Genomic DNA, 24,050 nt, shown 5'->3' with positions numbered 1-24,050 from the left:
TAGTTCATATCTCAAATATATCAATTTGAAATCTAAAATAGCACTCCCAACTAATTGGGGGCTACATTAGCCCCAACTTTAAAACTAAACGACAAAAACCAGGGATCCTAAATTCAAACCACAAGCAAAGCACTTAACAAGTTATAGAACAAGAGGGTTCTATACTACTTGGCCGCCCAAAACAGCACAACTTCCAAATATCTTTCTCTTAACCCAACGTTTTACTCATAGACGGCAAATTAACCGGATTCGTCAACACAAAATTCAGCTCTGGCCAACTTACTCATGACCGAAGGGAGTAATCGGCGAGCCGAATCCTAGTTATTGGCTTTCGTTTTTTTAAATTTCTTTATCTAATTTGTTCGGGTTTTGTCGTGTGTCAAATAACATAACAATATTAATTCGCTTGGAATTATAGCGATAGAATAAAGTCGTTTGTTTTGTGATTACACATTTTTTTAACCCTTTTGCTTTTTTAGATTCAGGAAATATTTCAGGCTGTTTTTTAATTATTTCTATCGATGAATCTAATTTTTCAACGAAGTCAGTTTTAACTTTAACAGACCATTCTGTAATTAAATACTCGAAAAGTTTATCTAATTTCTTTTCGGCTGTTTTTGAGACTACAACTTTTCTGCTCAATTTATCTGTGTTTTTGCATAAAAGTATCGTACTCCGTTACTTCTCCATTTTCAATTTCAAGTGAGGCTCTTTCAATTTCGTTACGTTGCTCAATAGATAAATTATCCCAAAAGTCAGATGTCTTTTCTTTTATGAAGATTTTTTTAATGGACTCAATTATTCTTGGATTTTCAGTGTCCAAAAGCATTTTAACCAGTTCTATTTTTTCAGCTTGAATATTCATCACATTTTTTTTTATAATCAAAAATAAGGATTTAAACCTAAATTTTTGTTGAAATGACGGATTTTAAAATGCTGTTTGTAAAAAGGGAAACTGAATACGATTGTGCTGTTCAATGATCGTGGGCCACCCGAGAATTGGCGCGTTTTACTAAAAGATAGAAAATTGAATAAGAGCAGCTAAAAATTATTCTGCAAAGGCGGACTGGATCTGCTATGCCTTGACGTAAAAATTAAACGATAAAAACCAACCGAATTCTTAGTTATTGTGCATAGTGCTTTTCACGTTCAGCTTGGTTTTCCGATGTAGTTATTTTGTTCGGATTGAGCGTTGGCAAGCCATACTCTTTTGCAATTTTTGGGGTAGTGTTGGCTGGTACGATACGTAAGTTCACGAACTCCTCTAAAATAAATTTTTAAGTCGTGAGTAATTACAAATGTGTATGGCTTTTAGCGTTGGATATTCATTTCCTAAATATTCATTTCTATCGTTGCATTTTAGCGGTAATTTAATTTGTTCTTGGTGATTTTAATCATTTTAGAGTTTAATTTTCCATTAATAATTATAGTAGCGATAATAAAACCAGATTCAAATGTATTAAATAGAAAAGTGAGTAATTATAAAATAACCACGCACTTTTCAATCACTATCAATCAAATCAATTTTTTATTCCATATCTATAATGCCAACCACTTCATAAGCGCGAATACCATCAACTTGTACTTTTTCATATATTATGTTAGCGTACTCATAGTAGGTTTTTCCATCTATGGTTACTTTTTCGTAATCATCTGGAAGTTCGTAAACAATAGTTCCAACCTCAGGATCTACCACTTCATATTCATTATTAATTTGAATATAAAAAATTCCTTGTGCGTTATAATAGTTACGCGTGTTATATGTGATTCGTGTATAGTTTACAGGCAAAGTCTTAATTCTAAAGCCTACTTTTGGTGCAATTACAATATAACGTCCGCTAGACTGCGTATAAAACTTATTATTGGAATAGTAATAACTTTGCCCATTATGCTTTACTACAGTTTTATTTGGCACTGATCTTACTGAAACCACATTTTTAGTTGGTTTTTTATAAATCACCTTATTACTAGACACTCTATTGTTTGTTGTTGTAAATTTACTTGTTGTTTTTACCGTTTTAACAGTTGTCGCTTTAGATTTTTTTGTTTGCGCTGAAACTTGTGTAGAAACCAACATCATAAACAATGATGGTAAAACGAATGCTTTTATAAAGGTTTTCATAATTTTTAGATTTTAATGATTAAAGTTCCTCTTTTAATAGCCAAGACCTCATCTGCTATTGATAGTATAATGGTAATTGAATTATTAGCGTAATAAAACACTTATAGACGCTTGCTTAAATTGTATCGACGTACGCGACTATTTTATAGAAATAACCACATAAAATTAAGATGAATTCATAGAATTAGTCCTTACACCCCATTATTCAATTAATAGTATTAAGCTCATAATTACCTAATTCTTTATTTAATTTAGATATTAAGTTATGTGTTTTTTGCTTTAAACTATTACTATTTGCTAATTGTATTTCTGTCTGTATTAATCTATCTATTAAAGCATTTTGATAGGCTCTGCTGTTAATTAGGTCGATGTAATTAGAGGGTAATGTCCAAACTTTAGCTGTTTTAAAACCTATATCGCGATGAGAAACAATATCGAGCAAAGAGATATGCGTTTCTATTTCTGGTTTTAAATGATTAGTTATAATGTTTTCAATCTTTGTTTCTTGACTTTTAAAATTATCTAACTCGTTTGGGTAGGATGCAATCAAATCTTTTAATAAAACACTTTCCATAAACTCAAATTTATTGGTGCTGTTGATAGAATTTATAGCTCCATCGTGCAATTGGGTTAGTTTATAATTCACTAAAACAACATCCTCTTTTAATTGGTCGGTCAATTCTTCGGGCTGTAAACCAATATTTCGAATGGTATTACTGATGGTTTTTATATTTTGCTCGTATCTATATATGGAAGAATCAAGTAGTTTTAAATTAGAATCTAATTCTTCATTTAAACTTTGATAAATTTTTAATTCTATAATTTTATTTTTTCGTATTTCGTTAAGGTTATTTATTTTCCAGGCAATTAAAATACCGATGACAATTAAAACAATTTCTCCAAAAGCATACAAGAGATAACTTTTAGTTTTACCAGACACCATTAAGGTTCTTCTTATTTTTCTAAATATTTTCATTGTCAACTATTATATAGGATTCAACTTCTTTTAATACGAAAAAAGGCTTCATAATTTTTACCAGATGAAGCCTTTAACTACTAACCAACTAAAAAAACTAATCTAAATAATTACTAACTGCTGTTGCACGTGCTGAAACGTGTGTATTGAGTTCGTTTATCGCATTTTGAAAATCTGAACTATTGTTTAAAAATGAATACCCTTCAATTTCTGCAATGGCATAAGGTTGCACTAATGCCGAGTAAGTGGCATAAGTAGCTTGCATCGTGCTTACATTAAATGCACCATCTGCAACTTCTTGTACATACGTATCGTATTGCGTTTTAAATACCGAATCTTGATACAAATAAGCAATTAGAGGCCATTCAGACGCATTTAGTCCAGCAAAATCTAAGGGTAATGAACCACCCATATTACCAGTTTCTAAGGCTTCGTTATTATCCCAAGGAATCCAAGTTAATTTACTGGTATCTGGATTATTATATAGAAAATAATTATGTGTCATTTTACCATAAGTATCCCAGTTTTGTATGACGGTATTTACGGCTAAATATTTTAGAAATACATCTGTATCCAAAACAGCATCGAGATTTGTTCTCCAAGCTACAGGATCTGTAGTTCTTGAGTCATCGTGCAAAATGGATAATAGGCTTTCAACATCTGAGAAATCTGCTTCATCTTCATTTGTTTTCTTTACGTATTCAGATTCATTATAACTGCCTAGCGCAAAACTTGCAGCGTCTCCATCTGGTTTGTATAAATTACCATCATCGTCAGAAAATTGTTCATCTAAAACTGTATCATCAACTTCTTCAACTAATGTATATACGCCAAAATATTCTGGACCATTTCCGTGATCTACATAAACGGTATAAAAAGCGGCGTGAGAAGATACTAAACCTGCATTTCTAAACACATCTGTGGCTACTTTTTCGCGTAACATAGACTGATCGTTAAAATTATTTTTAAGACTCAATTTTTTGAAACCATAAAAGCGTTGGTTGTCAATTTGTGTGTAATCATCTTCAAATTCATCAAAATCTAATTTAAATGATAATTTTAAAATCCCATTTCGCCAACTGGTTTGTAAACTTGAATTCCCTTTAAAACGAACACCAACTCGATACCATTCTTTATCTTGATAAAACACCTTGGCAGGTACAAAAATTGGGTCTTCTGTAGTAATCTCATTAATAGGACCTCCAGGACCTCCAGGACCACCTGGACCTCCAGATGTTTCACCGAAGGCTCCATAAAGATTGGTCATATCATCTAACATACTTTGCCAACGCGCTTCTGTAATTACGATATCCAATCTTTTTACGGCATTATCTTCAAACACTTCATCAAAATCAGGGTCTGCATCATTACTATGCGTTGCTGTTGTCCAGTCTGTAGCCTCGAAGTCGGTATCATCAATTTCTGCAATTTCTTCTTCTGTTATCTTACTGTCATCATCACTACAACTACTAAAAGTCAATACCGATGTGAAAAAGAATAGCATTGTGAATGATAAACCTATGCTTGTTTTAATCCTATTCATTTTTTTAATTTTTATTTAATTTGGATTGCTTGTGATAGATCGTTTTTCTTAAAATATTTATTAAAAAAAGACTTCGTAATCGCTCACGAAGCCTTTAAAAACCAATCAATCAAAAACTAACTAACTCAAAAAATTTTTGGACTAACTTAAATTCTTGTTTTCTTTATCTTTTAATCTCTTTTTGTACGTTCTGGCTTTGGTGCATTTTTATATTCGGTTTCCGAAATAAAACCATCTTCGTCGGTGTCTATTTTATCAAAATTATCTTTTAGACGTCCTTTAACTTCGTCTTTTGAGATTTTACCGTCTTCATTAGCATCTAATTTTTCTAAAAGCTCGCTAAATGTTGATGGTTTTGCTCCTCTTTCTTTTTTTGACGATTGTGCATTTGCACTAAACGCGAATAAGAATGTTATCATTCCCATTACAATTCCTGTTTTAATCTTTTTACTATTCATCTTCTTTAAGTCTTAAATAATTAATATTTGTTCTTGTTTATCCTTAACGCTATTAAGAATTATAGGTTAAATCTATTCGTATTATTCGTAACATAAAAAGCAAATCTACACTTCCCCAAATTGTATCTACCAACACAGTTATTTTATAGATATTAACTTTTAATCATTCTTAGAATTTAAAATAAAAAAAAGGCATACTATAAATAGTACACCTCATTCAGCTATTAATCTAGGGGTAATTATTTTAACAAACTCAATAACCCTGTTAATTCAGTAAGATTTAAGCTTGTACTGCTATCTGTATCTAACACAACAAAATTATCAGCTACAGAACCAATAGCTTCTGTTGAGCTAATGACTTCATCATTATTAGTGTCCAATAAACTAAATAAGCTAGTGATTTGTTGAACAGTAGAATTAGAGCTCAAAGAACTCAATAATATTGCAGAATCCGAAATGCTAGATGTATTCATATTCTTTACACTGTTGCAGCTACACATGGTGACAATTACTATTAATAATAGTGTCACTTTTTTCATAATATTTTTATTTGTGTTTAATGTTGGTGCAAATGTATTTTAGCAATTCAACACTAAAAAAGTAGATAGACAATCACAGTGTATTTACTTATCAATTCATTTAATTTATCGACGAAGACTAATTGACTTATATTACAAAGAATTTTTATTGATAAATTCTAAAAACCTAGGCTTGTATTGCTCCGAAACTGTAATACGTTGTTTATTGATAATAATTTGGCTTCGCTCTATCTCTTCTATATTTTTTAAAGACACAATAAAGGACCGATGCACTCGCAAAAATTGAGTTTCAGGCAATTCTTCTTCTAATGATTTTAAACTCATCAACGTTAAAATAGGTTTGGGATTATCTTTTAGCCATATTTTAATGTAATCTTTTAGTCCCTCGAAATAAAGTACATCCGATAATTTGATACGAAGTTGTTTGTATTCGGATTTTACGAAAAGAAATTCTTTTTCTTTGGAAACAACTGCCTCTTTTTTGCCTTCTACTAACGAAAACCAGGTACTCGCTTTGTTGGCTGCTGCTAAAAACTCTGCATAATCAAATGGTTTTAAAAGGTAGTCTAAGGCATCAACTTTAAAGCCTTCCAAGGCATATTGGTCAAAAGCTGTGGTGAAAATAACTCTTGTTTCCTTTGGAAGCATTTTAGAAAATTCAATGCCTGATAAATCGGGCATTTGGATATCTAAAAACAATACATCCACTGGATTCGTTTTTAAAAATTCCATCGCTTCAATGGCGCTGCTGCATTTATTTTTAAGCTCTAAAAAAGGTGTTTTTTCGACATAACTTTCCACTAAATTCAAAGCCATTGGCTCATCATCTACAATAACACAAGTTATTTTTAAGTTACTCATAAATTAAGCTGTTTCTATTTTTAAATCTATTAAAAAATTATTATCCTTTACACTCGTATTAAAACTGTGTTTATTTGGATAAAGCAATTCTAATCGTTTTTCTAAATTTTGTAAACCAATTCCAGAACCACTTTTATCGTCGGTTTTTTTAGGAAAATTATCGTTTTCAATGGCAAATTGAACTGTTTTTTCATTTGATGTCATAGAAATATTAATATAACTTTCTTTAGTTGCAGACACACCATGCTTAAATGCGTTTTCAATTAATGAAATAAATAACAATGGTGCTATTTTAATACCAGTTTCTTCTTCAGGAAAATTATAGCTAACTTCGGTTTTATCCGAAACTCTTAACTTCATCAGGTCGATATATTTTTTAATAAAATCGATTTCTTTTGAAAGTGGCACCAAATCCATATTGGTTTCGTAAAGCATATATCGCATTAATTTACTTAAACTATGAATTGATTTTTTTGCCTGCTCTGGCGAAATATCTACCATGGAATAAATATTATTGAGCGAATTGAAAAAGAAATGCGGTTGCAGCTGGTAATGCAAATGTTGTAATTCTGATTCCAGTTTAAAATTCGTCGCTTCCTTACGTTGTGCTTCTGTTTTAATTAATCGCTTAGTGGTTTTAATGGCAGCTGAAAAAAGTACAGGAGCTAAATAAGATAGCATTTGCACATAAATAATCATTTTAAATGGTGGTCCAACACTAGTATTGCTTGATGACTTTCTAATTATATCAGTAAAAAAAAGTGTATCAATTTGCGATTTTAATGTTAAAAACACCATAATAATAACACCATTTATTAGGATGTATTTAATGGTTTGATTCTTAAAAAGAAACCTGTCTATTAATACAAAATAATTGGTGTAAAAAAGAATGGCATAAAAAAATAAGGGAATCCAAAAACGAGAGATAACTCTATTAATTTCTTCTTCTAGACCATAAGATAGCACATAAGGAATACTAAATAAGGTAAACCAAACAATAAGGTGCGAAAAGAGGGTTATTTTTCTGTTTTTTTCCATTATTAATTTATTCATAACGCAATGCAGTAATAGGGTCTAAAGCTGATGCTTTTCTTGCAGGATACCAGCCAAAGAAGATTCCTGTTATAGCACAGACAGCAAAGGAAATTACAATTGAGTACATTGCCACACTTGTAGGCCAATTTAAGAATTTCTCAATAAATACCGTAGAAGTGAGTCCTAAAAGTACGCCTAAAGCACCACCTGTTACACTTATTAAAATAGCTTCTATTAAAAATTGCATTAAAATATCAGCTCCTTTTGCTCCAACAGCCATTCTAAGACCTATCTCTTTTGTACGTTCTTTTACAGACACATACATAATATTCATAATACCAATACCACCAATTAACAGAGATATACTGGCTACTGCAACTAATAAAACGGTTAACATCTCGCTGGTAGAACTAAATGTAGAAATAAGCTCTTCCATAGACTGTACACTAAAATCGTCATTATTTGGATTAGATATTTGATGTTGAAGTCTCATAATTTCTGAGACTTCAGTAACAGCATTTGGCGCATCGTCTTCACTTACTGCCGAAGCCATAATTTGATTGATATAATCAATAGCCAAAATACGTTTTTGTACCGTTGTATATGGTGCAATAACCACATCATCTTGGTCTTGACCAAAGGTGTTTTCTCCTTTTACTTCTAATACGCCAATCACTGTAAATGGAATATTATTAAAACGAATCATCTGTCCAATAGGATCTTGCCCATCAGGAAACACATTGTCCACGACCGTTTGCCCAATAAGTGCCACTTTAGAAGCCGTTTTTACTTCGGCATCTGTAAACATACTGCCGCTTTGCAAATCAACTACTTTAATTTTGAGATAATCTGGATTTACGCCATATATATTTGATGGCCAGTTGTTAGAACCATTTATAACTTGTCCTTTACCAGTAACCAATGGTGTTGCATAACTTAAAAAGGTGGCTTGATCTTTAACGGCTTCATAATCTTTAAGGGTAAGTGTTTGCATCTCATCTCCACTTGCGCGAACACCACTACTTGAAGCAGAAGCAGGTCTAATAGTAATAATATTAGAGCCCATACTTGAAATGTTTTCGCGAATACTTTCTTTAGAGCCTTCACCAATAGCGAGCATTGCAATTACCGATGCCACACCTATAATGATGCCTAACATAGTTAGTAAAGTTCTCATTTTATTAAGAACGATGGCTTTAAAAGCGATTTTAAATAAATTTAATATTCTCATAATTAATCGTCTTGTTTAGGTAATTTTGCTAACTCTTCTTTTGCCGATTGTACATTTTCATTTTTGTAATCTTGAATGATATTTCCATCTTTTAAAACAATGGTTCTACTACTAAATGTTGCAATATCTTCTTCGTGCGTTACAAAAGCGATAGTAATACCTTGTTCGTTTAACTCTTGAAAAATGGACATAATTTCATAGGCAGTTCGTGTGTCCAAGTTTCCTGTTGCTTCATCGGCAAGTAACATAACAGGATTATTAACTAATGACCGTGCAATGGCAACACGTTGTTGTTGCCCTCCAGAAAGTTGCGAAGGTGTATGGTCTAATCTTTCGCCCAAGCCTACTTTTTGCAAAGCTTCAATAGCACGTTTTCTGCGTTCTTCTGTGGAAACTTTACTATTATATAATAGCGGTAATTCTACATTTTCGATAGCAGATGTTCTTGCCAATAAATTATAGGATTGAAAAATAAATCCGATTTTTTCATTACGTATGGTTGCCAATTGATTTTTAGTAAGGTCTTTGACCTTAACACCATCAATTTCATAGTTGCCAGATGTAGGTTGGTCTAAACAACCCAAAATATTCAACATCGTACTTTTTCCAGAACCTGAAGAACCCATAATGGTTACAAACTCGCCTTCTTTTATATCAAACGAAATACCTTTTAACGCGCGTACCGTTTCGGATCCCATGGTAAATTCGCGTTTTAAATCTTCTATTTTTATAATTGCTTTGCTCATAGTATTATCTTTTTCCTCCACCTCTTGTTGTTGTTGGCATAAATGGACTTTCGCTTTTATCTGTTGTTTTTGTTTCTGAAGCACTTACGCCTTCTAAACTGTACACTAATTTGTCACCTTCAGAAATACCTTCTAAAATTTGAACGTTAACGCCATCACTTGCTCCCAAAGTGACTTTTTGAGATTTTATTTCTCCATTGCTACTGTAAACCCAAACAACGCTACCATTCTCTTTATTTGTTGGTCTTTCTGTTGATCTTTCTGTTGATCTTTCATTTGTTTGTTGTGCCGTAAGATTTTGTTGTTCGTTATACGCTGTTAACTCTAGACGTGTTGGTTTAAAGTTAATGGCTTTGGCTTCGGCAGTTAATACATTATTTAACTCCAAAGTATAAATTGAAATGATTGCTGTTAAGCCTGGTTTTAATTTTAAATCTGGGTTATCTGCTTTAATCACTACCGTATAGGTTACCACATTTGAGGTTACCGTTGGGTTTAATCGTACTTGTGTAACAACGCCTTCAAATTCTTCACCTAAATAAGCATCAACAGTAAAACTAACACGTTGCCCTTCTTTTACCTCTCCTATGTCTGCTTCATCAACATCAGCTTCTACCTGCATTTCTTTTAAGTCTTGAGCAATTGTAAACAAGGTTGGTGTACTTAAACTTGCGGCTACAGTTTGACCTTCGTCAATGGCTCTCGATAATACCACACCATCAATTGGCGAATAGATATCGGCATAACTTAAATTGGTTCTCGCTTTTTGTAAATCAGACAAACGTTGAGTCACTGTGCTTTTTGCAGTTTCATAATTGAAGTTTGCATCATCAAAATCAGACTTGCTAATCACTTGACTGTCGTACAAGGATTTTTGACGGTCATAAATAGTTTTGGCGTAGTTTTTTTGATTTACAGCATTATCATAAACAGCTTGTGCCTGCGATAATGTAGCTAACAGATTAGTTTTGTCTAATTCGGCAATTAATTGTCCTTCTTTAACTTCACTGTTATAATCAACAAATATTTTTTCGACTACACCAGAAACTTGTGTTCCAACCTCTACTTGGGTTATAGGTTCAATGGTTCCTGTAGCTGTAACCATAGTGGTTACGTTCCCTTTTTTTGCTGCGACTGTTTTTGCTTCAATAACTATGGTATCGTCGCCTTTTATAAAAATGAATGCAGCAATAGCAATAGCGATTAAAACTATACTTCCTATTATTAATTTCTTGTTTTTCATGGTATTGTTGATTAAAGTTTAATGTCGTTTCCTTGATAAAATTGTAATAATTGATGGTATAAAATATTTAAGTATTTGGCTTGCAAATAATTTTGTTGTGCGTTGGTAAATGTGTTTTGGCTAATCACTAAATCTGTGGTACTTAAAGCGCCCAATTCATACCGCTTTTGTGCAAGTTGAAAGGATTGTTCTGCTGCTTCTTTTGAAGCTTCTGCCGCAATGACCTGCTCTTGTGTTGATAGCGCATTTTGGTAAGCGGTTTCTACTTTCCTATAGATTTCTTTTTCAGAATTTTGCTTCTGTATTTCAGCTTTTTCAATGTTTATAGTTGCTGTGCTTACAGCCGCTTTGGTCTGGTTTCTATTAAAGATTGGAATGTTTAACGACAGTCCTATTTTTTGATTGAAATTGACATTGAACTGGTCTGAAAATGTATTGTCATTAATACTTGTATAACCAGTACCCATACTTCCTAATAGCGATAATGTGGGCAAGTAAGCTCCTTTCGCGATGTCCAGTTCTTTTTCATTGACAGCGATATTTAAAGAACTCGCTTTCATCTCTGGGAGATAGCCTAATGCATTATTATAAATAAGCATTTTGTCAAGTTCCAAATTGATTAAATCCATATTTTCATCAATGGTTTCAATCTCCATCTCTTGTGTAGGAGGCAATTCCAGCAATTGTTTTAGTGCAATGATGTTTTGTTGGTAATTGTTTTTTGCAGCAATTACATTGTACTTATTAGAAGCTGCTTGACTTTGCGCTTCGGTGTAGTCGTTCAAAGCAATTTCTCCTGCATCCAAACGAGCTTTGGCACGCAATACTTCTTTTTCTGAAGCTGAAAGATTGTTTTCGGCGATACCAATACTTTCTTTACTAAATAGGCTTTGCAAATAGGTTTCTAAAATGCCGACAACAATGTCGTTCTTGGCTATTTCTTCGATATAAGAACTTTGTTCCAAAAGTAATTCACGTTGTTTTATATCGTTGTTGATTTGATTGCCTTGAAACAAGGTCATCGAACTATTGATGCCCACATTGGTGCTATAGATTTGGTCTGACACAAAATCACTTGTAATTGGGTCAATAGAATTTCCGTTAGAAAAATTTTGAGAAGCACTACCAAATAAGTTTGGCAGTCTGGAAGATTTTGCTTTATCATAATTTACTTCTGCAATATTGGTATTTAATAATGCATCCTTAACGGTAATGTTGTTTTCTAAAGCGTAGGTAATACTTTCTTCTAATGACCATATTTTTGCTACTGGAGTGTTAGACACTTCTTGCGCAAAAGAAAACTGCACAGTTAAAAAGCTCGCTATGATGATGTATAATTTCATTTTTGTGTGTTTTTAATTACACTACAAATGTGAAACTAAATGCTACTTTATTAAACTGTAATAGATGTTGGGTACAAATGTCTCTACAGAACGGCTGTTTTTATCGACGGGATTTTTATGATTTTGTGGGCTGGAAGCTATTTTGAAGTCTTTTCTTCATTTATCTGAATCTTTATGAATGGAAATTTTGAATCATTTTAAAGTGAAAACGATTCTGAATAAAGATGTACACTATTCAATTTAATCAAGCTTTAATTGTTAAATTTTTCAAAATGTATTAAACCATTCTAACGTTGAATAGTCTTTAAATCATAAGAAAAGGTATTATGAAAAATCTTATCAAGCTTTCATTTCTATTAGTATGGATGTTCTTCATTACAGGGAATGAACATATGTATGCGCAGAATTCAAGCAATTTTAAAAAGACAGTAATCGTTAAAAAAAATAACCAACGGGTTCCTAGTAAAACAGTAATCTATAAAAAACCCAAAAGAAAAGTTGTAGCAGTAAGAACATTATCTAATAGAACCATAATAAAGCACAAAGGAATTAACTACTACTATTCCAATAATAGATTTTACACGTACTCTGGAGGAAGTTATATTGTAATAGCCCCAAAAATTGGTTTTAGAATAAAAACCTTGCCTGTTGGATATATTAAAATAAAGCATCCAAATAGAAATTACTTTTGGTTCAACGGTATTTTTTATAACAATGTTGATGATGGCTACGAAGTAGTTGAACCAGAAATCGGCACCATAATTTATGAACTTCCCGATGAATATGAGCGGGTTGAAGTAGATGGCAGTTCATATTATGAGTTTGACAACGTACTTTATGAAAAAATCCAGATAGATGGAGCTAGGGCTTATGAAGTGATAGGCTTCATTGAACAATAAAACACTTAAAAACTAAATTCTAACACTTAAATAATTATAAAAAATGAAACATTTATTAATTGTACTCTTAACACTTTCAAGTCTTTCATCTTTCGCATCAAATAAAAATAGTTTTCCGTCAGATACGACCCAAGTATCAAATGAAAACGTTTTATATAAAGTTTCACAAGATGGCAGTTATGTTTTTTTAAACATAAGTACTACAGATAAAAAGACGGCAATGTCCATCATTAGAAATGGTCTTACCGTTTATTATGACATTAAGGGAAAAGAAAAAAAGGATGTGTTTGTAAAATACCCCTATAGTAATGAATCAAGACCTTTTCAGCAAGGTTCACTTGGAAATATTGATGACAACACTATTGACTTGAATAGTATGATTGAAAAATTACCTGCAGAAGCAGAATATGGTTCCTTTGAAGAAAAGCAAGCGTTTAATAAAGACTTAAATACGTTAGATATTGCAATTGCAAACTACTATACAGCTTCGAGTCAATTATTTGAATTTTCAATCAAAATCCCAAAAGCTAAAATAGCTTCCCAAGAAAACAGTGATTTTTCTAAACTATCCATAGGCGTTGTTGCCAATAAAATGGAAGATGCAGTTAAGAAAGAAAGAGCGCAAGGTCAAAACCAAGGAATGAGAAGTGGTGGTGGTGGCAGAGGAAATGGTAGCGGCGGTGGACGTGGCGGAGCGAGAGGCCAAAATGAACAACAATCAAGTCCAACAACAGAAAGGGCAACTATTGATTTTTGGTTTGATGTCAAATAAACAAATACACATTATAAAGATATAAGTATAGAAGTACTTTTATTTGTTATTATAATCATTCGAGCGTTGGAAAAAAAACAGCTCTTTTATTTTTTAGCGTTGATATTTGGCGTAGGGAAAAAATGAATGTGCTGTTTTGCGCGTTGGGTTTTTTAGTTCTAATTTTTATTATTTGCTGGATTTTCCGCATTATGCACAACACATATATACACGCAACAAGTTGCGCCTATATTTATTTTATGTTCCTATCAAACATATTACTTTTATGGTGAAGGTGGATAGTGGATAGTGGATAGTGGATAAAATCGATCAGAAAAAATTATATGCCGTCAACTACTGATCTCTATACTTTTTTAATTGATTTGCAATTGTATGTTATGACCGGAATATAGAGTAATTACCTAATAATACTTGGTTTTGATGAGTTGTTTGTCTAAGTCTGACAGCTCATCATTTTCCTTAAAACCTATACCACTGCTATTTTTTAACATCCACGAAGGTATTTCATATATCATGACGGAGGTCGGATCAAATTTAGTGGCATCTTCATGGTTATATGCTCCAAAATTATACCTATAGATGACATTCTCATAGGTCTCTTCTTCATTCCAACCTTGTGTGCGGGCATAGTAATCAAAAACTGCGGGTTCGTTCCAAACCAACTCACTATTCGGGTTTTGATGCTCATGTACCAATCCTAGGGCATGACCAAACTCGTGTAACACAGTCCCCCTAAAACGAGCGGCACTTTCATTTTCAATCCCAGTTAAACTCATAGAGGGTGAATAATTTACGGATTGTTTCCCCACATGCGACCAAAATCCTTCATCACTAAATGATATCGTAATGTCTGCACTTTCACTGGCCACACGTTCAAACTTAACCGCGCACCATTTTTCCCACTCCACGGCATGAGACATCACCCGATCTTGAAGTGCCTTCGATCCATTGATAAATTTTACTTTCAATTGGTTATAGGGCCAAACTGAATTGTGAACTATTGCGGCATCAATTTGATAAAAATACTCCAGTGCATTCTCCTTTATTGGACTGCCAAACAGGGCTTTTAGGGTGTCAACCTTGTTGAATTCAATTGATACCAAGGGTGAAGATTCTTTCCATTCATTAAAATCTTCAGTACTGATACGCTCAAATCCACCGTTTATAGATTGCTGCTCTTTCTCGAAGGAATAAAGAAAAGCGTCAGTCATATCATAGAGGGGCATCTGTGTGCAAAAATTTCTAATAGCTATAGAATCCGTTGCTATTTCATCGTTAATTTCTATTTTTTCTGCTGTATTGTCTTTACAAGCGCTGGTTAATAGTACAACGCAAAGCAGTATGTTATAATTGGTTTTCATAAGTTTTAGGTTTATAATTTATAATTCAGTGAAATATACCAGCTCACCCTAATGTGTGAAATTAAATCATCCTTTAAACCTGCATCATCTGTCGTACTCCCAACAGTCAATTTATCGAGTTCATTTTGAAATGCTAATAAGGGCCCTGCCGTAAGTGAAAATCGGTTGCGTATAGAAATACCAATTCCTATAGGAATAAGTGGCGTTTTAATGCCTTGTGTAACACCAACCTGAAACAAAGGATACAGAATGTCTCCATACTTGGGACGCAGTAGGAAATTGAGGTAGGCCGCGGGTCTAAAATAGACAGGATCACCTTGGGTTTCCACTACCAAGTCATCTGATAAACCGTAGTTCTTGTATTCAAATGGAGTATAGAACAAGCCAACAGAAGCAAATACGGCAAGCCTTCCCTGACTCTTATGGACTTTCATTTTTATGGTATTACCGCTATCGGCCATGGTAGTTCCATCTGCTGCAAGTGAAACGGCTTTCAGTTCATATACTCTGGATTTCTCGTAACTCCAAGCGAATTGGTCTTGTCTCAATAGCTTATAACCGTTGACATCACTTTTCGATTCAAAGCCTTCAATAAATTCACTCAATTTTTTATTGAGTTTAATCAGCTGTTCCACGGTTTGGTTGTTTTTTGAAACCTTATCAGACACTAGGGCATCTATCATTACAAGCTTTGCTGTGGTAAGTTCTCGGAACACCTTATCCTTAACCGCCGTGCTATCTGAGTGAAGAAATTCCTCCAGCAAGGCGATATCATCAACCATCATTTTTTTTAGCTGTTCTAAATTGGTTTTTGACTTATCCATTGCAGAAACAAGATCGTTCTGAATTAATGTAGTAGCTTCCAATTCTTTTTTAAAGCCTTCAAAATCATCTGATTTAGCCTTGTATAATTTTTCAAATGCTGCGGACACCAATGTATTAATTGGTTTATTAACCGAGATACGATTTATCGTGGTGCCCACATTTTTAAACGCATAAGTTTCAATGGCCGTAATGCCCTGAAGGATTTTAATTCGTTTCTTAAAAGCATCAAAGTATAATGGATCAATGAGTTTATTGAGGTCAATGGAAGCCTTAAACATTTTTATCCAATCATACAATAGTGCCGACGTATTAGGGGTACTATCAAGCTCTTTTTCAACTTCTTTAATTCTTTCTTCTATTAATTTCCTTTCTGAAGCTTTTGTTTTAACTGAATCATAGTTTTTTACTTGACTAAGAGATAAAGCCACCTTGTCCTCACTATCAGTAATAGAGGTCATAAATGACATATCTTTTGGTAGCTGATTCATAAAGGTTGTGATTGCAGTATAATTGCTGTCATCTATTTCAGTAGCAGCACTAGTTATGGTGTATTGCAGAGGATTATAGAATGCTAAATATAATTTTAAGTTATTTGAGTCATCATTACTAATTTGAAATTCTTTGGTTCCATTCTTTGAAATCTCAATAAAGGAAGCATCATTATCAGAAAATTTCTTCTTATAGTGAAATAATTTACCATCATAGCGCACAAAAACTGCATTGTCAATGCGTGTACTATGTAATTTATCAAAAATGGCTGTCTCTTGACCGCATAGAGTCAATGTAAAAAATAAAAGCACTACTGTTGAAATGGATTTCATGTTGGTTTGGTTTTAGATTAGTTAATAGTAATGCCAGCCTTGCAAATAAGCAAAGTGGCAAATGTTTCTGTCAACAAACATTTCACTATTAATCCAAACCGAATTTGGGAATTGGTAATTAGGAGAATTCGATTAAAAATAAAGAAATATTTACACTTATGCAAATTAGACTCTCATACATAAGTGCACAAGGGATTTACCAGGATACGGCATTATGGCATTTTGAGCAGCAGCTGGAAAAAGGAGAAGTTGCCAAAACTACAGGTAGAACTGGCTACGGTAAAGGTGGAACCTGTCAGAACAAAAGAGCCACTTTTGCACCGCCGGTGTCCTCTCTGTAAAAAGGGAAGACTGCATACAATACTATTGTTCAAAGACCGTGGGCCTCCCGAGAATTGGCGCGTTTTACTAAAAAATAGAAAATTGAATAAGAGCAACTAAAAATTATTCTGCAAAGGCGGACTGGCTCTGCTATGCCTTGACGTAAAAATTAAACGATAAAAACCAGAGATTTTCAACCATAACAAATAGAAAACTGCAAAGAATGTAGACAATAATATAGATCTATACATTTTGACCACACAAATACCAGTGCAACCTCCTAGTATCCTCCACTCAACTTAACGTTTTACCCATAAGACGGCAAATCAACCGGATTCGTCAACACAGTATTCAGCTCTGGCCTATCGGCGAGCCGAATCCTTAGTTATTGCCAACAGTATTTTATTCGATTTCTTCATTTTCTATTACTTCAATCGGTTTAAATTCCTTTTCATTCGGATAATAATTATCCATAAATTCATAATATTTCCTCACGCGACCACCTTTGTCTCCTAATCCAACTGTGTAGAATTTCAGAGTATCTTTTTGATTAATTATTCTGTAAATCCAGTTATCTCCATTTGAGACAATTTTTGTCCGTCTAAAATTTGTCAGAAAATGTTGTTCAAATTCGTTATTGCTATTTTTTAAATTCAATTCCGCAAGAGTGTTTTTCCGCATTTGAAATTTTCGCTCAAATGTTGTGTCTTCTTTGATTGTTGTTTGAAGTATTAATTCGTTATTTTTTTTGGTTAAAATCAATTCGTCAATTCTTACCCAATATTCCATTGTCAAATTTGCAGTTATTCGTACAGTATCTTTTTCGGTCATTCTTGAAGTGAAGTCCGATATATTTTCAGGTAGATTTATTTCCGAAATATAGTTTTCAGCTCTCTTTTCCGATTTACAATTTAATAGGAATACAAAAGCTAAAATTATAAGACTGAAGTTCAATTTGAGCACTTTTTTCATATTGTTGGCAACACATGTATACACGCAACCAGTTGCGCCTATAATTATTATATGTTCCTATCAAACATATTACTTTTAAGGATGGGATACAATTTAACCCAAGCACTTTTTATTTTATGATGCCAGCAAAATAAAAAAAGATACTTTTCCATAAGTAACCACTACGTATGTACACACTTGACCAAATCAATCACAGCACAACCTCCAACCATTCCTCCCTTAACACAACGTTATACCCATAAAGGAAAACCAACCGGATGCGTCAACACAATATTCAACTCTGGCCTACCCCGCTAAGGCGGGACAGGTGCGGCGAGCCGAATTCTTAGTTATTGTGTGCAGTATTTTTTCTCTCATATTGGAGAAACTCCGCTTTCAAGGTAATATTGATGTTCTTTACCTCCTTTGTCTATATAAAAGAAAATTCCAGTTACTTTAGGGTCTCCAATAGTAAAAAAATACCATTGTTCAGGTTCAAATATTAATGGGCAGGTAGGATTATTTCCAAACTTTTTCAGCCACCATAATTCCTCTTTTGGGCTTAATGAGGTTCTTGATAAACCTTTGTGAATATAATCTATTTTGATTGTGTCTTCGTCCCAAGTATATTTTCCGGTTTTATTGAATTTTATTAAGCTTGGTGGTTCTGGAGGTTTATTTTTAGGATGTTGAATTTTACAGGAAGTTGTATAAATGGTTGTGTATTTAACAGGATATCCTTTATCTCCGATGGAGTCGACGAGAATTTTCTCAATCGTTACTCCATTAATAAAGTTTCTATCGGTGGAAATATAATTTTCAGTAATTGCAACATTCGGTGGCGCAAATGCTCTAAAAAAAATATTTAGAAAATAAAGTCCGCTTAAAATTAAGATTAGGATAATAGATAGAGATATCATTGTTCCTTTTGTTAGTCCTTTTTTAAGAAAAATCACTCCAATTAAAATCACAATTACTCCGATGAATATTCCTATAATCATTTTTGCTCACGGATTTTTTTATATTCCACACATTATGTATATATAACACAGAGTGCCATATATACCCCCTATCCACCCCATGCCATTTCTGTTTGCCGTTCTCAAATGTACCCGATTCACTTAAAGCATCCAAGGTCCATTTCTTATAGTTCATATCTCAAATGTATAAAATTGAAATCTAAAATAGCACTCCCAACTAATTGGGGGCCAAATAAGCCCCAACTTTAAAACTAAACGACAAAAACCAGAAATCTTAAATTCAAACCACAAGCAAAGCACTTAACCAGTTATAGAACAAGAGGGTTCTATACTACTTGGCCGCCCAAAACAGCACAACCTCCAACCATCCCTCCCTTAACCCAACGTTTTACCCATAGACGGCAAACCAACCGGATTCGTCAACACAGTATGCAGCTCTGGCCAACTTACTTATGACCGAAGCGAGTTATCGGTGAGCACAGTTCTTAGTTATTGTAAGCAGTTTATTTCAATATTTCTATTATTTCCTCCGGCCAAGCCACAAATTCTCCGTACTTACTATTTTTCATTTGCCCTCCAATTTCTTCTCCTTTTTTTGTTAATAACCAAGTCTTTTCATCTCTCTTTATCCAACTTTTCTTTTCAAATGTTTCAAATAAGTCAGCACTTTTTACACCAAGAATTTTAGAAAGAGCACTTGTTGATTTATAAACAGATTTAGAATAATCAATATTTTTAATAGGTTCGATTTTATCTTTTTTGATTACCTTTTCTGATTTTTCTTTTAAAGATTCAGATTTATGATTTTCTACTTTTTGAACAGATATTGTTCTGTGTTCACTTCCTCTTTTTATTTTATCAACTTCTTTCGATATTTGTTCATATAATTCAGCATCATCATCTTTTGAAACATATATTCCCATTTCAACATTGTTTTGTTGAGAATACATATACAGATTCATTGAGGTTACTATAGCTTCTTTTTCGCTGATATAACACTTTGCGTGAAGGTCTTGATGAAAAAGTAGTTTAATGTCATTTAAATTTTCCAACCACTCACTATCCTTTGGGTTCAAATCAGCCACTTTGCCATAAATCATAATAATGTCAAGTCTGAATTTTGCTCTGTCTTCTAATGCAATTTTTAATTGGTTATTTAATTGTAAATATGGACTTATTAAATAAAGTTTATCCTGCGCATCATCAATTAACTGTTTTAAAAAATATGATACTCCTTGTGTATCTAAAAATTTTGCCATTTTATATCTTATTGTTTTTTATTATTTTCGTTTATCAAATTGTTTACAACTCGTTATAAGTGGAACCAATATAAACATTTACACCCTATATTACCCTAATAAGTGGAACTTCTGTTCCACTTATTCATTTTTTCCCTGTAGCAAAACAACTGCAAATAAAGGATAAGTAATTTCAAAAAGATCCTTTTGCGCAACATTGCATATTGACCACATAAATAAAAGAGCAATCTCTAACTACCCCTCCCTCAACTTAACGTTTTACCCATAGACGGCAAATCAACCGGATGCGTCAACACAGTATGCAGCTCTGGCCAACTTACTCATGACCGAAGGGAGTAATCGGCGAGCCGAATTCTTAGTTATTGTGCGTTGTTTTTATTCCGTTATTCCTTCTGTATGTTCCTCAAATGTAGAATAATTTCTGTGACCTTTATTTGTTCTAGTTTTTCCCATAATAGTTTTGTCAATTCTACTTTTTAAGTAAGCAGCCAAATTCTCAAAATGATTTATATGAATGTAATTTATTCCAGATGCTTTATATTTATTAATAATGTGTTTATTGAAACTTGCCCAATTAAATTTCTCGTTTTTTCTCGCTAACTCAATTTGTTTCCAATCTCCATAACGTTTTATTAAATAAGTCGCGTAATTCTTTTTCAATAGGTCTCTTCCAAGAGAATTTTCGGGTAGTTCTATTTTTTGAGTTTTAGCTTTTTTAAAAAGTTTCGGGAAGTATTTTTTTAAAATTGTTTCACTTTCTTCTGCGTGTTTTGAAATTGTGTCCCAACCCCAATAATTAATATTAAAATCACTTTTTTGGCTTAAATCAGAAACGTATTCTTGAATTTTTGCATCATCTCTAAAAGTCGAAGTGAAAATCAAACGGTCAAATTTAAAATTCAGATTTTTTATTTTTTCCAAATCCGAATCGATATCCGATATTATTTCTTTTCTTAATAATTCGTCTTTACGTTTTAAACTTTTTAATTTACATTGGATGACTTTTTTGGTTTTCAATGAGAAAATATCAATTCCCTTTTGGTTTTGACCTTTCGTTCCGAAAAGTTGAAATTCTGTATTTGTGTAGGTTTCTGTATTTTCGATTTCGTTGAATAAATCACAGATAAATTCTTCAAATTCGGTTTCGTTTTTTAAAGCAGGTAATTGGTATTTTGCCATTAATTTTCTCTTGTTTACTGGTTTTGGTCACATAACGCACAACATGCGTATATATAACACAGAGTGCCATATATATTACTTATGTACCCCATGCCATTTCTGTTTGTCGTTCTCAAATGTACCCGATTCCTGTAAAGCATCCAAGGTTCATTTCTTATAGTTCATATCTCAAATGTATAAATTTGAAATCTAAAATGGCACTCCCAACTAATTGGGGGCCAAATAAGCCCCAACTTAAATTAAACGGTAAAAACCAGGTACCCTAAATTCAAACCACAAGCAAAGCACTTAACCTATTATAGACCAATAGGGTTCTATACTACTTGGCCGCCCAAAACAGCACAACCTCCAAATACCCTTCCCTCAACCCAACGTTTTACCCATAGACGGCAAACCAACCGGATGCGTCAACACAAAATTCAGCTCTGGCCTACCCCGCTAAGGCGGGACAGGTGCGGCGAGCCGAATTCTTAGTTATTGTGCGTTCGTCTTTATTCATCATCTATTTTTATTTTCCAATCAATTGACAATAATCTCTTTTTAATCATTTCCAAAGTTTTTAATAGTTCCTTTTCTTCAGGAAAATTACCATAAACCAAATTTTTGAAATCAGTTTCATATGTTGGTTTCAAATCACTCCAAACTTTTTTAGGCTCATCAAATATTAGAGATGAAGAAGGATGATTTTTCAACCACTTATTATTGTTTTTAAAACTTAAAACATCGTCCTGAGCAACTTTCAATAACATATCATCAAATTCTTTTGTGTTAAAGAAATTTAATAATTCTTTTTCTAGTAACAATTGGTTTAAATCATAAACGTGTCTTATTTTATTTCTCAAAGCTTCAATTGGATTTTCACTATAAGAGAAGCGTACCAAGCTCATAATTTTTTCGCAAATTGTTCTAATTGGTTCTAAAACGAGTACGTCAAAAGGAAGTAAATTATTTTCATTTGCTATTTCAATCTGTTGGTTATCAATCATCATTTGTCCTACAAAAGAACATAAACTTTTTGTTGTATATGGTTCAAAATATCCTAACCAAGTTGCTTCAACTACAATAGCATCTCTAACTTGACCATAATCGCCTTGAAACTCTTTACTATAAGAATGAGCCGTTTTGCGATTCATTCCCATTTTTTGTGTTAAACCAGGGATGTCTATTTCAGGCAGTACAGCACTAACAACTTTACTAATCGCTTTTATTTTGTTTGTAAGTTTATTATTAGATTCTCCTTCTCTTCTTAAGACAACTAAATCTATATCTTCTGAAAACCTTTGAATTATACCAAAGCATTTGGATAGGGCAGTACCTCCTTTGAAAACAGTATCACTACCAATTTTATCATTGAATATATTGAAAAGGGCATATGTTACCCAATAATCTTTTTCAACATATATTGCTGGTATTTGCATTTTATCAGATGTAAACTGAACAGCTTGTCTAAATAGTTTTTTATCTTGATGAAGTTTCATAATATATTCCAGTCAGATGATTTACTTAATACTTCATTTGCATTTGATAACTGATATTTGGTAATAGGATTAAGTGATTCTTTTAAAGTTAATGTTATAGCTTTTTGTTGTAATTCATCCATTAATGCTCCTAGTAACGCTCTTGTTGATGGCGGATATTTAAAAGCTAGTCGTATTAATTCTTTTCTATCATCTAAATTCAATTTCTTAAGTATTTCTAAAAACCGTAGGCAAGATATTTTTACGTTTGTATCGGGTATTTTTTTTATGTATTTAATAGAGTCTAAAATCTGTAGTAGAGGAATATTCTTTTTAGTAATAATATTTTTTTGTTTGATGAATGAAATAGTATAACGCTCTCTTTTAAATTTAGGGCGAGTTTGATTTTTTCCAATTTGTATTACATTACTAACTTGTGTAGTTAATCCTAATCTATTATATATACTATATCCTGTAAGGTATCCTACTGTTTTTCCATCTTCATCGAGTAAGTCTTTTACTATTTGCTCTTGATTAGGTTGAAGAATACCAAAGGGTGTTTTTTCAGGTTTGAAGTATTTCCCTTTAGCTAGTTTGGAAATTTTTCCAGAATCAACCATACGATTCAGAGCTTTAATAATTGCTTCTTTTTTTTTCACATCAATATCAAAGTCCTCATAGGTGAATACATACCCTTTAGGCAGTCTGTCTATTGTGTTCCTTATGTAATCAGTTACTTTCAATGATTTTAATTTATTTCAAAGATAGTAAAATGTCCAGTTTTTTAAGTAATAAACTGGACAAAAAAATAATTTATTTGGATAGTAACACTGGGTATCTTATCTTTGCTGTGAATTCACAGCAAAGATAAGATACCCACCCTTCTTTTATTAAAATTAATTTTCAGAACGTTGTTTTTTAGATGACGCACAACATGTGTATATATAACATATGACACGAGGAGTTACGTATACATCACCTATATACCCCATGCCATTTCCGTTTGTCGTTCTTCAAATATACCCGATTCCTGTAAAGCACCCAAGGTCCATTTCTTATAGTTCATATCTCAAATGTATAAATTTGAAATCTAAAATGGCACTCCCAACTAATTGGGGGCCAAATAAG

General features: G+C 32.9%; 23 protein-coding genes and 1 pseudogene. 3 read left to right on the top strand and 21 right to left on the bottom strand.

The window, feature by feature from the left end; all coding sequences use genetic code 11:
• Positions 1-339: 339 nt before the first annotated feature.
• From JEM65_RS20320 to JEM65_RS20260, 13 genes are all read right to left on the bottom strand, one after another.
• Positions 340-642, bottom strand: coding sequence for a type II toxin-antitoxin system RelE/ParE family toxin (locus tag JEM65_RS20320; RefSeq protein WP_199603461.1), 303 nt, complete (start codon positions 640-642; stop codon positions 340-342).
• 1 nt (position 643) lies between these two features.
• On the bottom strand, positions 644-886 hold the full coding sequence (locus JEM65_RS20315) for a hypothetical protein (RefSeq protein WP_306465103.1): 243 nt from the start codon (positions 884-886) through the stop codon (positions 644-646).
• Positions 887-1,528: 642 nt separating this feature from the next.
• Complete coding sequence (locus tag JEM65_RS20310; protein WP_199603459.1) at positions 1,529-2,122, bottom strand: DUF6515 family protein; 594 nt, start codon at positions 2,120-2,122, stop codon at positions 1,529-1,531.
• Between the two features lie 205 nt (positions 2,123-2,327).
• Positions 2,328-3,098: a hypothetical protein gene (locus JEM65_RS20305; RefSeq protein WP_199603457.1), complete on the bottom strand. Its 771-nt coding sequence runs from the start codon at positions 3,096-3,098 to the stop codon at positions 2,328-2,330.
• A 97-nt stretch (positions 3,099-3,195) separates the two neighbouring features.
• The gene (locus JEM65_RS20300) at positions 3,196-4,641 is read right to left on the bottom strand and encodes a CotH kinase family protein (protein WP_199603455.1); all 1,446 of its coding nucleotides are present in this window, start codon (positions 4,639-4,641) and stop codon (positions 3,196-3,198) included.
• Between the two features lie 170 nt (positions 4,642-4,811).
• Entirely contained in the window at positions 4,812-5,099 is a 288-nt protein-coding gene (locus JEM65_RS20295) for an EF-hand domain-containing protein (protein ID WP_199603453.1), read from the bottom strand.
• 239 nt (positions 5,100-5,338) lie between these two features.
• Positions 5,339-5,638 carry a hypothetical protein gene (locus tag JEM65_RS20290; RefSeq protein WP_199603451.1) on the bottom strand — a complete coding sequence of 100 codons (300 nt, stop codon included), beginning with the start codon at positions 5,636-5,638 and terminating at the stop codon, positions 5,339-5,341.
• A 132-nt stretch (positions 5,639-5,770) separates the two neighbouring features.
• Positions 5,771-6,499, bottom strand: coding sequence for a LytR/AlgR family response regulator transcription factor (locus tag JEM65_RS20285; RefSeq protein WP_199603449.1), 729 nt, complete (start codon positions 6,497-6,499; stop codon positions 5,771-5,773).
• Between the two features lie 3 nt (positions 6,500-6,502).
• Positions 6,503-7,297, bottom strand: a complete 795-nt coding sequence (locus JEM65_RS20280; protein ID WP_233530758.1) for a sensor histidine kinase — start codon at positions 7,295-7,297, stop codon at positions 6,503-6,505.
• Positions 7,298-7,544: 247 nt separating this feature from the next.
• On the bottom strand, positions 7,545-8,765 hold the full coding sequence (locus JEM65_RS20275) for an ABC transporter permease (protein ID WP_199603447.1): 1,221 nt from the start codon (positions 8,763-8,765) through the stop codon (positions 7,545-7,547).
• Positions 8,766-8,767: 2 nt separating this feature from the next.
• Positions 8,768-9,511 carry an ABC transporter ATP-binding protein gene (locus JEM65_RS20270; protein WP_199603446.1) on the bottom strand — a complete coding sequence of 248 codons (744 nt, stop codon included), beginning with the start codon at positions 9,509-9,511 and terminating at the stop codon, positions 8,768-8,770.
• Positions 9,512-9,515: 4 nt separating this feature from the next.
• The gene (locus JEM65_RS20265) at positions 9,516-10,754 is read right to left on the bottom strand and encodes an efflux RND transporter periplasmic adaptor subunit (RefSeq protein ID WP_199603445.1); all 1,239 of its coding nucleotides are present in this window, start codon (positions 10,752-10,754) and stop codon (positions 9,516-9,518) included.
• An 11-nt stretch (positions 10,755-10,765) separates the two neighbouring features.
• Positions 10,766-12,097: a TolC family protein gene (locus tag JEM65_RS20260; protein WP_199603444.1), complete on the bottom strand. Its 1,332-nt coding sequence runs from the start codon at positions 12,095-12,097 to the stop codon at positions 10,766-10,768.
• A gap of 326 nt (positions 12,098-12,423) precedes the next feature.
• Here JEM65_RS20260 and JEM65_RS20255 point away from each other — a divergent pair, with 326 nt between their 5' ends.
• Together JEM65_RS20255 and JEM65_RS20250 are read left to right on the top strand one after the other, a co-directional pair.
• The gene (locus tag JEM65_RS20255; RefSeq protein ID WP_199603443.1) at positions 12,424-12,996 is read left to right on the top strand and encodes a DUF6515 family protein; all 573 of its coding nucleotides are present in this window, start codon (positions 12,424-12,426) and stop codon (positions 12,994-12,996) included.
• Positions 12,997-13,039: 43 nt separating this feature from the next.
• Complete coding sequence (locus JEM65_RS20250) at positions 13,040-13,768, top strand: hypothetical protein (protein ID WP_199603442.1); 729 nt, start codon at positions 13,040-13,042, stop codon at positions 13,766-13,768.
• A 401-nt stretch (positions 13,769-14,169) separates the two neighbouring features.
• Here JEM65_RS20250 and JEM65_RS20245 read toward each other — a convergent pair whose 3' ends face one another.
• Together JEM65_RS20245 and JEM65_RS20240 are read right to left on the bottom strand one after the other, a co-directional pair.
• Positions 14,170-15,129, bottom strand: coding sequence for a M12 family metallopeptidase (locus tag JEM65_RS20245; RefSeq protein WP_199603441.1), 960 nt, complete (start codon positions 15,127-15,129; stop codon positions 14,170-14,172).
• Positions 15,130-15,140: 11 nt separating this feature from the next.
• Entirely contained in the window at positions 15,141-16,775 is a 1,635-nt protein-coding gene (locus JEM65_RS20240; RefSeq protein ID WP_199603440.1) for a hypothetical protein, read from the bottom strand.
• Positions 16,776-16,964: 189 nt separating this feature from the next.
• Between JEM65_RS20240 and JEM65_RS23595 the strand changes: the two are divergent.
• Positions 16,965-17,216 (top strand): annotated as a pseudogene (locus tag JEM65_RS23595) (IS91 family transposase); the annotation flags it as partial.
• Positions 17,217-17,498: 282 nt separating this feature from the next.
• Here JEM65_RS23595 and JEM65_RS20230 read toward each other — a convergent pair.
• The 6 genes from JEM65_RS20230 to JEM65_RS20205 all read right to left on the bottom strand — a co-directional run bounded on the left by JEM65_RS20230 (position 17,499) and on the right by JEM65_RS20205 (position 23,665).
• The gene (locus JEM65_RS20230; protein ID WP_199603436.1) at positions 17,499-18,068 is read right to left on the bottom strand and encodes a hypothetical protein; all 570 of its coding nucleotides are present in this window, start codon (positions 18,066-18,068) and stop codon (positions 17,499-17,501) included.
• A 353-nt stretch (positions 18,069-18,421) separates the two neighbouring features.
• On the bottom strand, positions 18,422-19,048 hold the full coding sequence (locus JEM65_RS20225; RefSeq protein WP_199603434.1) for a hypothetical protein: 627 nt from the start codon (positions 19,046-19,048) through the stop codon (positions 18,422-18,424).
• A gap of 482 nt (positions 19,049-19,530) precedes the next feature.
• Positions 19,531-20,286 (bottom strand): phospholipase D family protein, encoded by a 756-nt coding sequence (locus JEM65_RS20220; protein WP_199603432.1) that lies wholly within the window; start codon positions 20,284-20,286, stop codon positions 19,531-19,533.
• A gap of 375 nt (positions 20,287-20,661) precedes the next feature.
• On the bottom strand, positions 20,662-21,465 hold the full coding sequence (locus tag JEM65_RS20215; RefSeq protein WP_199603430.1) for an endonuclease: 804 nt from the start codon (positions 21,463-21,465) through the stop codon (positions 20,662-20,664).
• 491 nt (positions 21,466-21,956) lie between these two features.
• Entirely contained in the window at positions 21,957-22,943 is a 987-nt protein-coding gene (locus tag JEM65_RS20210; protein ID WP_199603428.1) for a nucleotidyl transferase AbiEii/AbiGii toxin family protein, read from the bottom strand.
• Positions 22,940-23,665, bottom strand: a complete 726-nt coding sequence (locus tag JEM65_RS20205) for a type IV toxin-antitoxin system AbiEi family antitoxin domain-containing protein (protein ID WP_199603426.1) — start codon at positions 23,663-23,665, stop codon at positions 22,940-22,942. Before JEM65_RS20205 ends, JEM65_RS20210 begins: the two co-directional genes overlap by 4 nt.
• Positions 23,666-24,050 lie beyond the last annotated feature (385 nt).

The sequence above is a fragment of the Gelidibacter salicanalis genome (genome assembly GCF_016469035.1).
GTDB lineage: Bacteria > Bacteroidota > Bacteroidia > Flavobacteriales > Flavobacteriaceae > Gelidibacter > Gelidibacter salicanalis_A.
The sequence above is the reverse complement of the archived record's forward strand: the minus strand, read 5'-3'. Positions and strand labels throughout refer to the sequence as shown.

Coding starts and splice junctions, on each gene's coding strand:
- JEM65_RS20230 (WP_199603436.1), bottom strand. CDS start 18,068: ATGAAAAAAGTGCTCAAATTGAACTTCAGTCTTATAATTTTAGCTTTT.
- JEM65_RS20240 (WP_199603440.1), bottom strand. CDS start 16,775: ATGAAATCCATTTCAACAGTAGTGCTTTTATTTTTTACATTGACTCTA.
- JEM65_RS20225 (WP_199603434.1), bottom strand. CDS start 19,048: ATGATTATAGGAATATTCATCGGAGTAATTGTGATTTTAATTGGAGTG.
- JEM65_RS20270 (WP_199603446.1), bottom strand. CDS start 9,511: ATGAGCAAAGCAATTATAAAAATAGAAGATTTAAAACGCGAATTTACC.
- JEM65_RS20295 (WP_199603453.1), bottom strand. CDS start 5,099: ATGAATAGTAAAAAGATTAAAACAGGAATTGTAATGGGAATGATAACA.
- JEM65_RS20255 (WP_199603443.1), top strand. CDS start 12,424: ATGAAAAATCTTATCAAGCTTTCATTTCTATTAGTATGGATGTTCTTC.
- JEM65_RS20275 (WP_199603447.1), bottom strand. CDS start 8,765: ATGAGAATATTAAATTTATTTAAAATCGCTTTTAAAGCCATCGTTCTT.
- JEM65_RS20300 (WP_199603455.1), bottom strand. CDS start 4,641: ATGAATAGGATTAAAACAAGCATAGGTTTATCATTCACAATGCTATTC.
- JEM65_RS20310 (WP_199603459.1), bottom strand. CDS start 2,122: ATGAAAACCTTTATAAAAGCATTCGTTTTACCATCATTGTTTATGATG.
- JEM65_RS20260 (WP_199603444.1), bottom strand. CDS start 12,097: ATGAAATTATACATCATCATAGCGAGCTTTTTAACTGTGCAGTTTTCT.
- JEM65_RS20210 (WP_199603428.1), bottom strand. CDS start 22,943: ATGAAACTTCATCAAGATAAAAAACTATTTAGACAAGCTGTTCAGTTT.
- JEM65_RS20245 (WP_199603441.1), bottom strand. CDS start 15,129: ATGAAAACCAATTATAACATACTGCTTTGCGTTGTACTATTAACCAGC.
- JEM65_RS20250 (WP_199603442.1), top strand. CDS start 13,040: ATGAAACATTTATTAATTGTACTCTTAACACTTTCAAGTCTTTCATCT.
- JEM65_RS20290 (WP_199603451.1), bottom strand. CDS start 5,638: ATGAAAAAAGTGACACTATTATTAATAGTAATTGTCACCATGTGTAGC.
- JEM65_RS20285 (WP_199603449.1), bottom strand. CDS start 6,499: ATGAGTAACTTAAAAATAACTTGTGTTATTGTAGATGATGAGCCAATG.
- JEM65_RS20220 (WP_199603432.1), bottom strand. CDS start 20,286: ATGGCAAAATTTTTAGATACACAAGGAGTATCATATTTTTTAAAACAG.
- JEM65_RS20215 (WP_199603430.1), bottom strand. CDS start 21,465: ATGGCAAAATACCAATTACCTGCTTTAAAAAACGAAACCGAATTTGAA.
- JEM65_RS20305 (WP_199603457.1), bottom strand. CDS start 3,098: ATGAAAATATTTAGAAAAATAAGAAGAACCTTAATGGTGTCTGGTAAA.
- JEM65_RS20265 (WP_199603445.1), bottom strand. CDS start 10,754: ATGAAAAACAAGAAATTAATAATAGGAAGTATAGTTTTAATCGCTATT.
- JEM65_RS20280 (WP_233530758.1), bottom strand. CDS start 7,297: ATGGTGTTTTTAACATTAAAATCGCAAATTGATACACTTTTTTTTACT.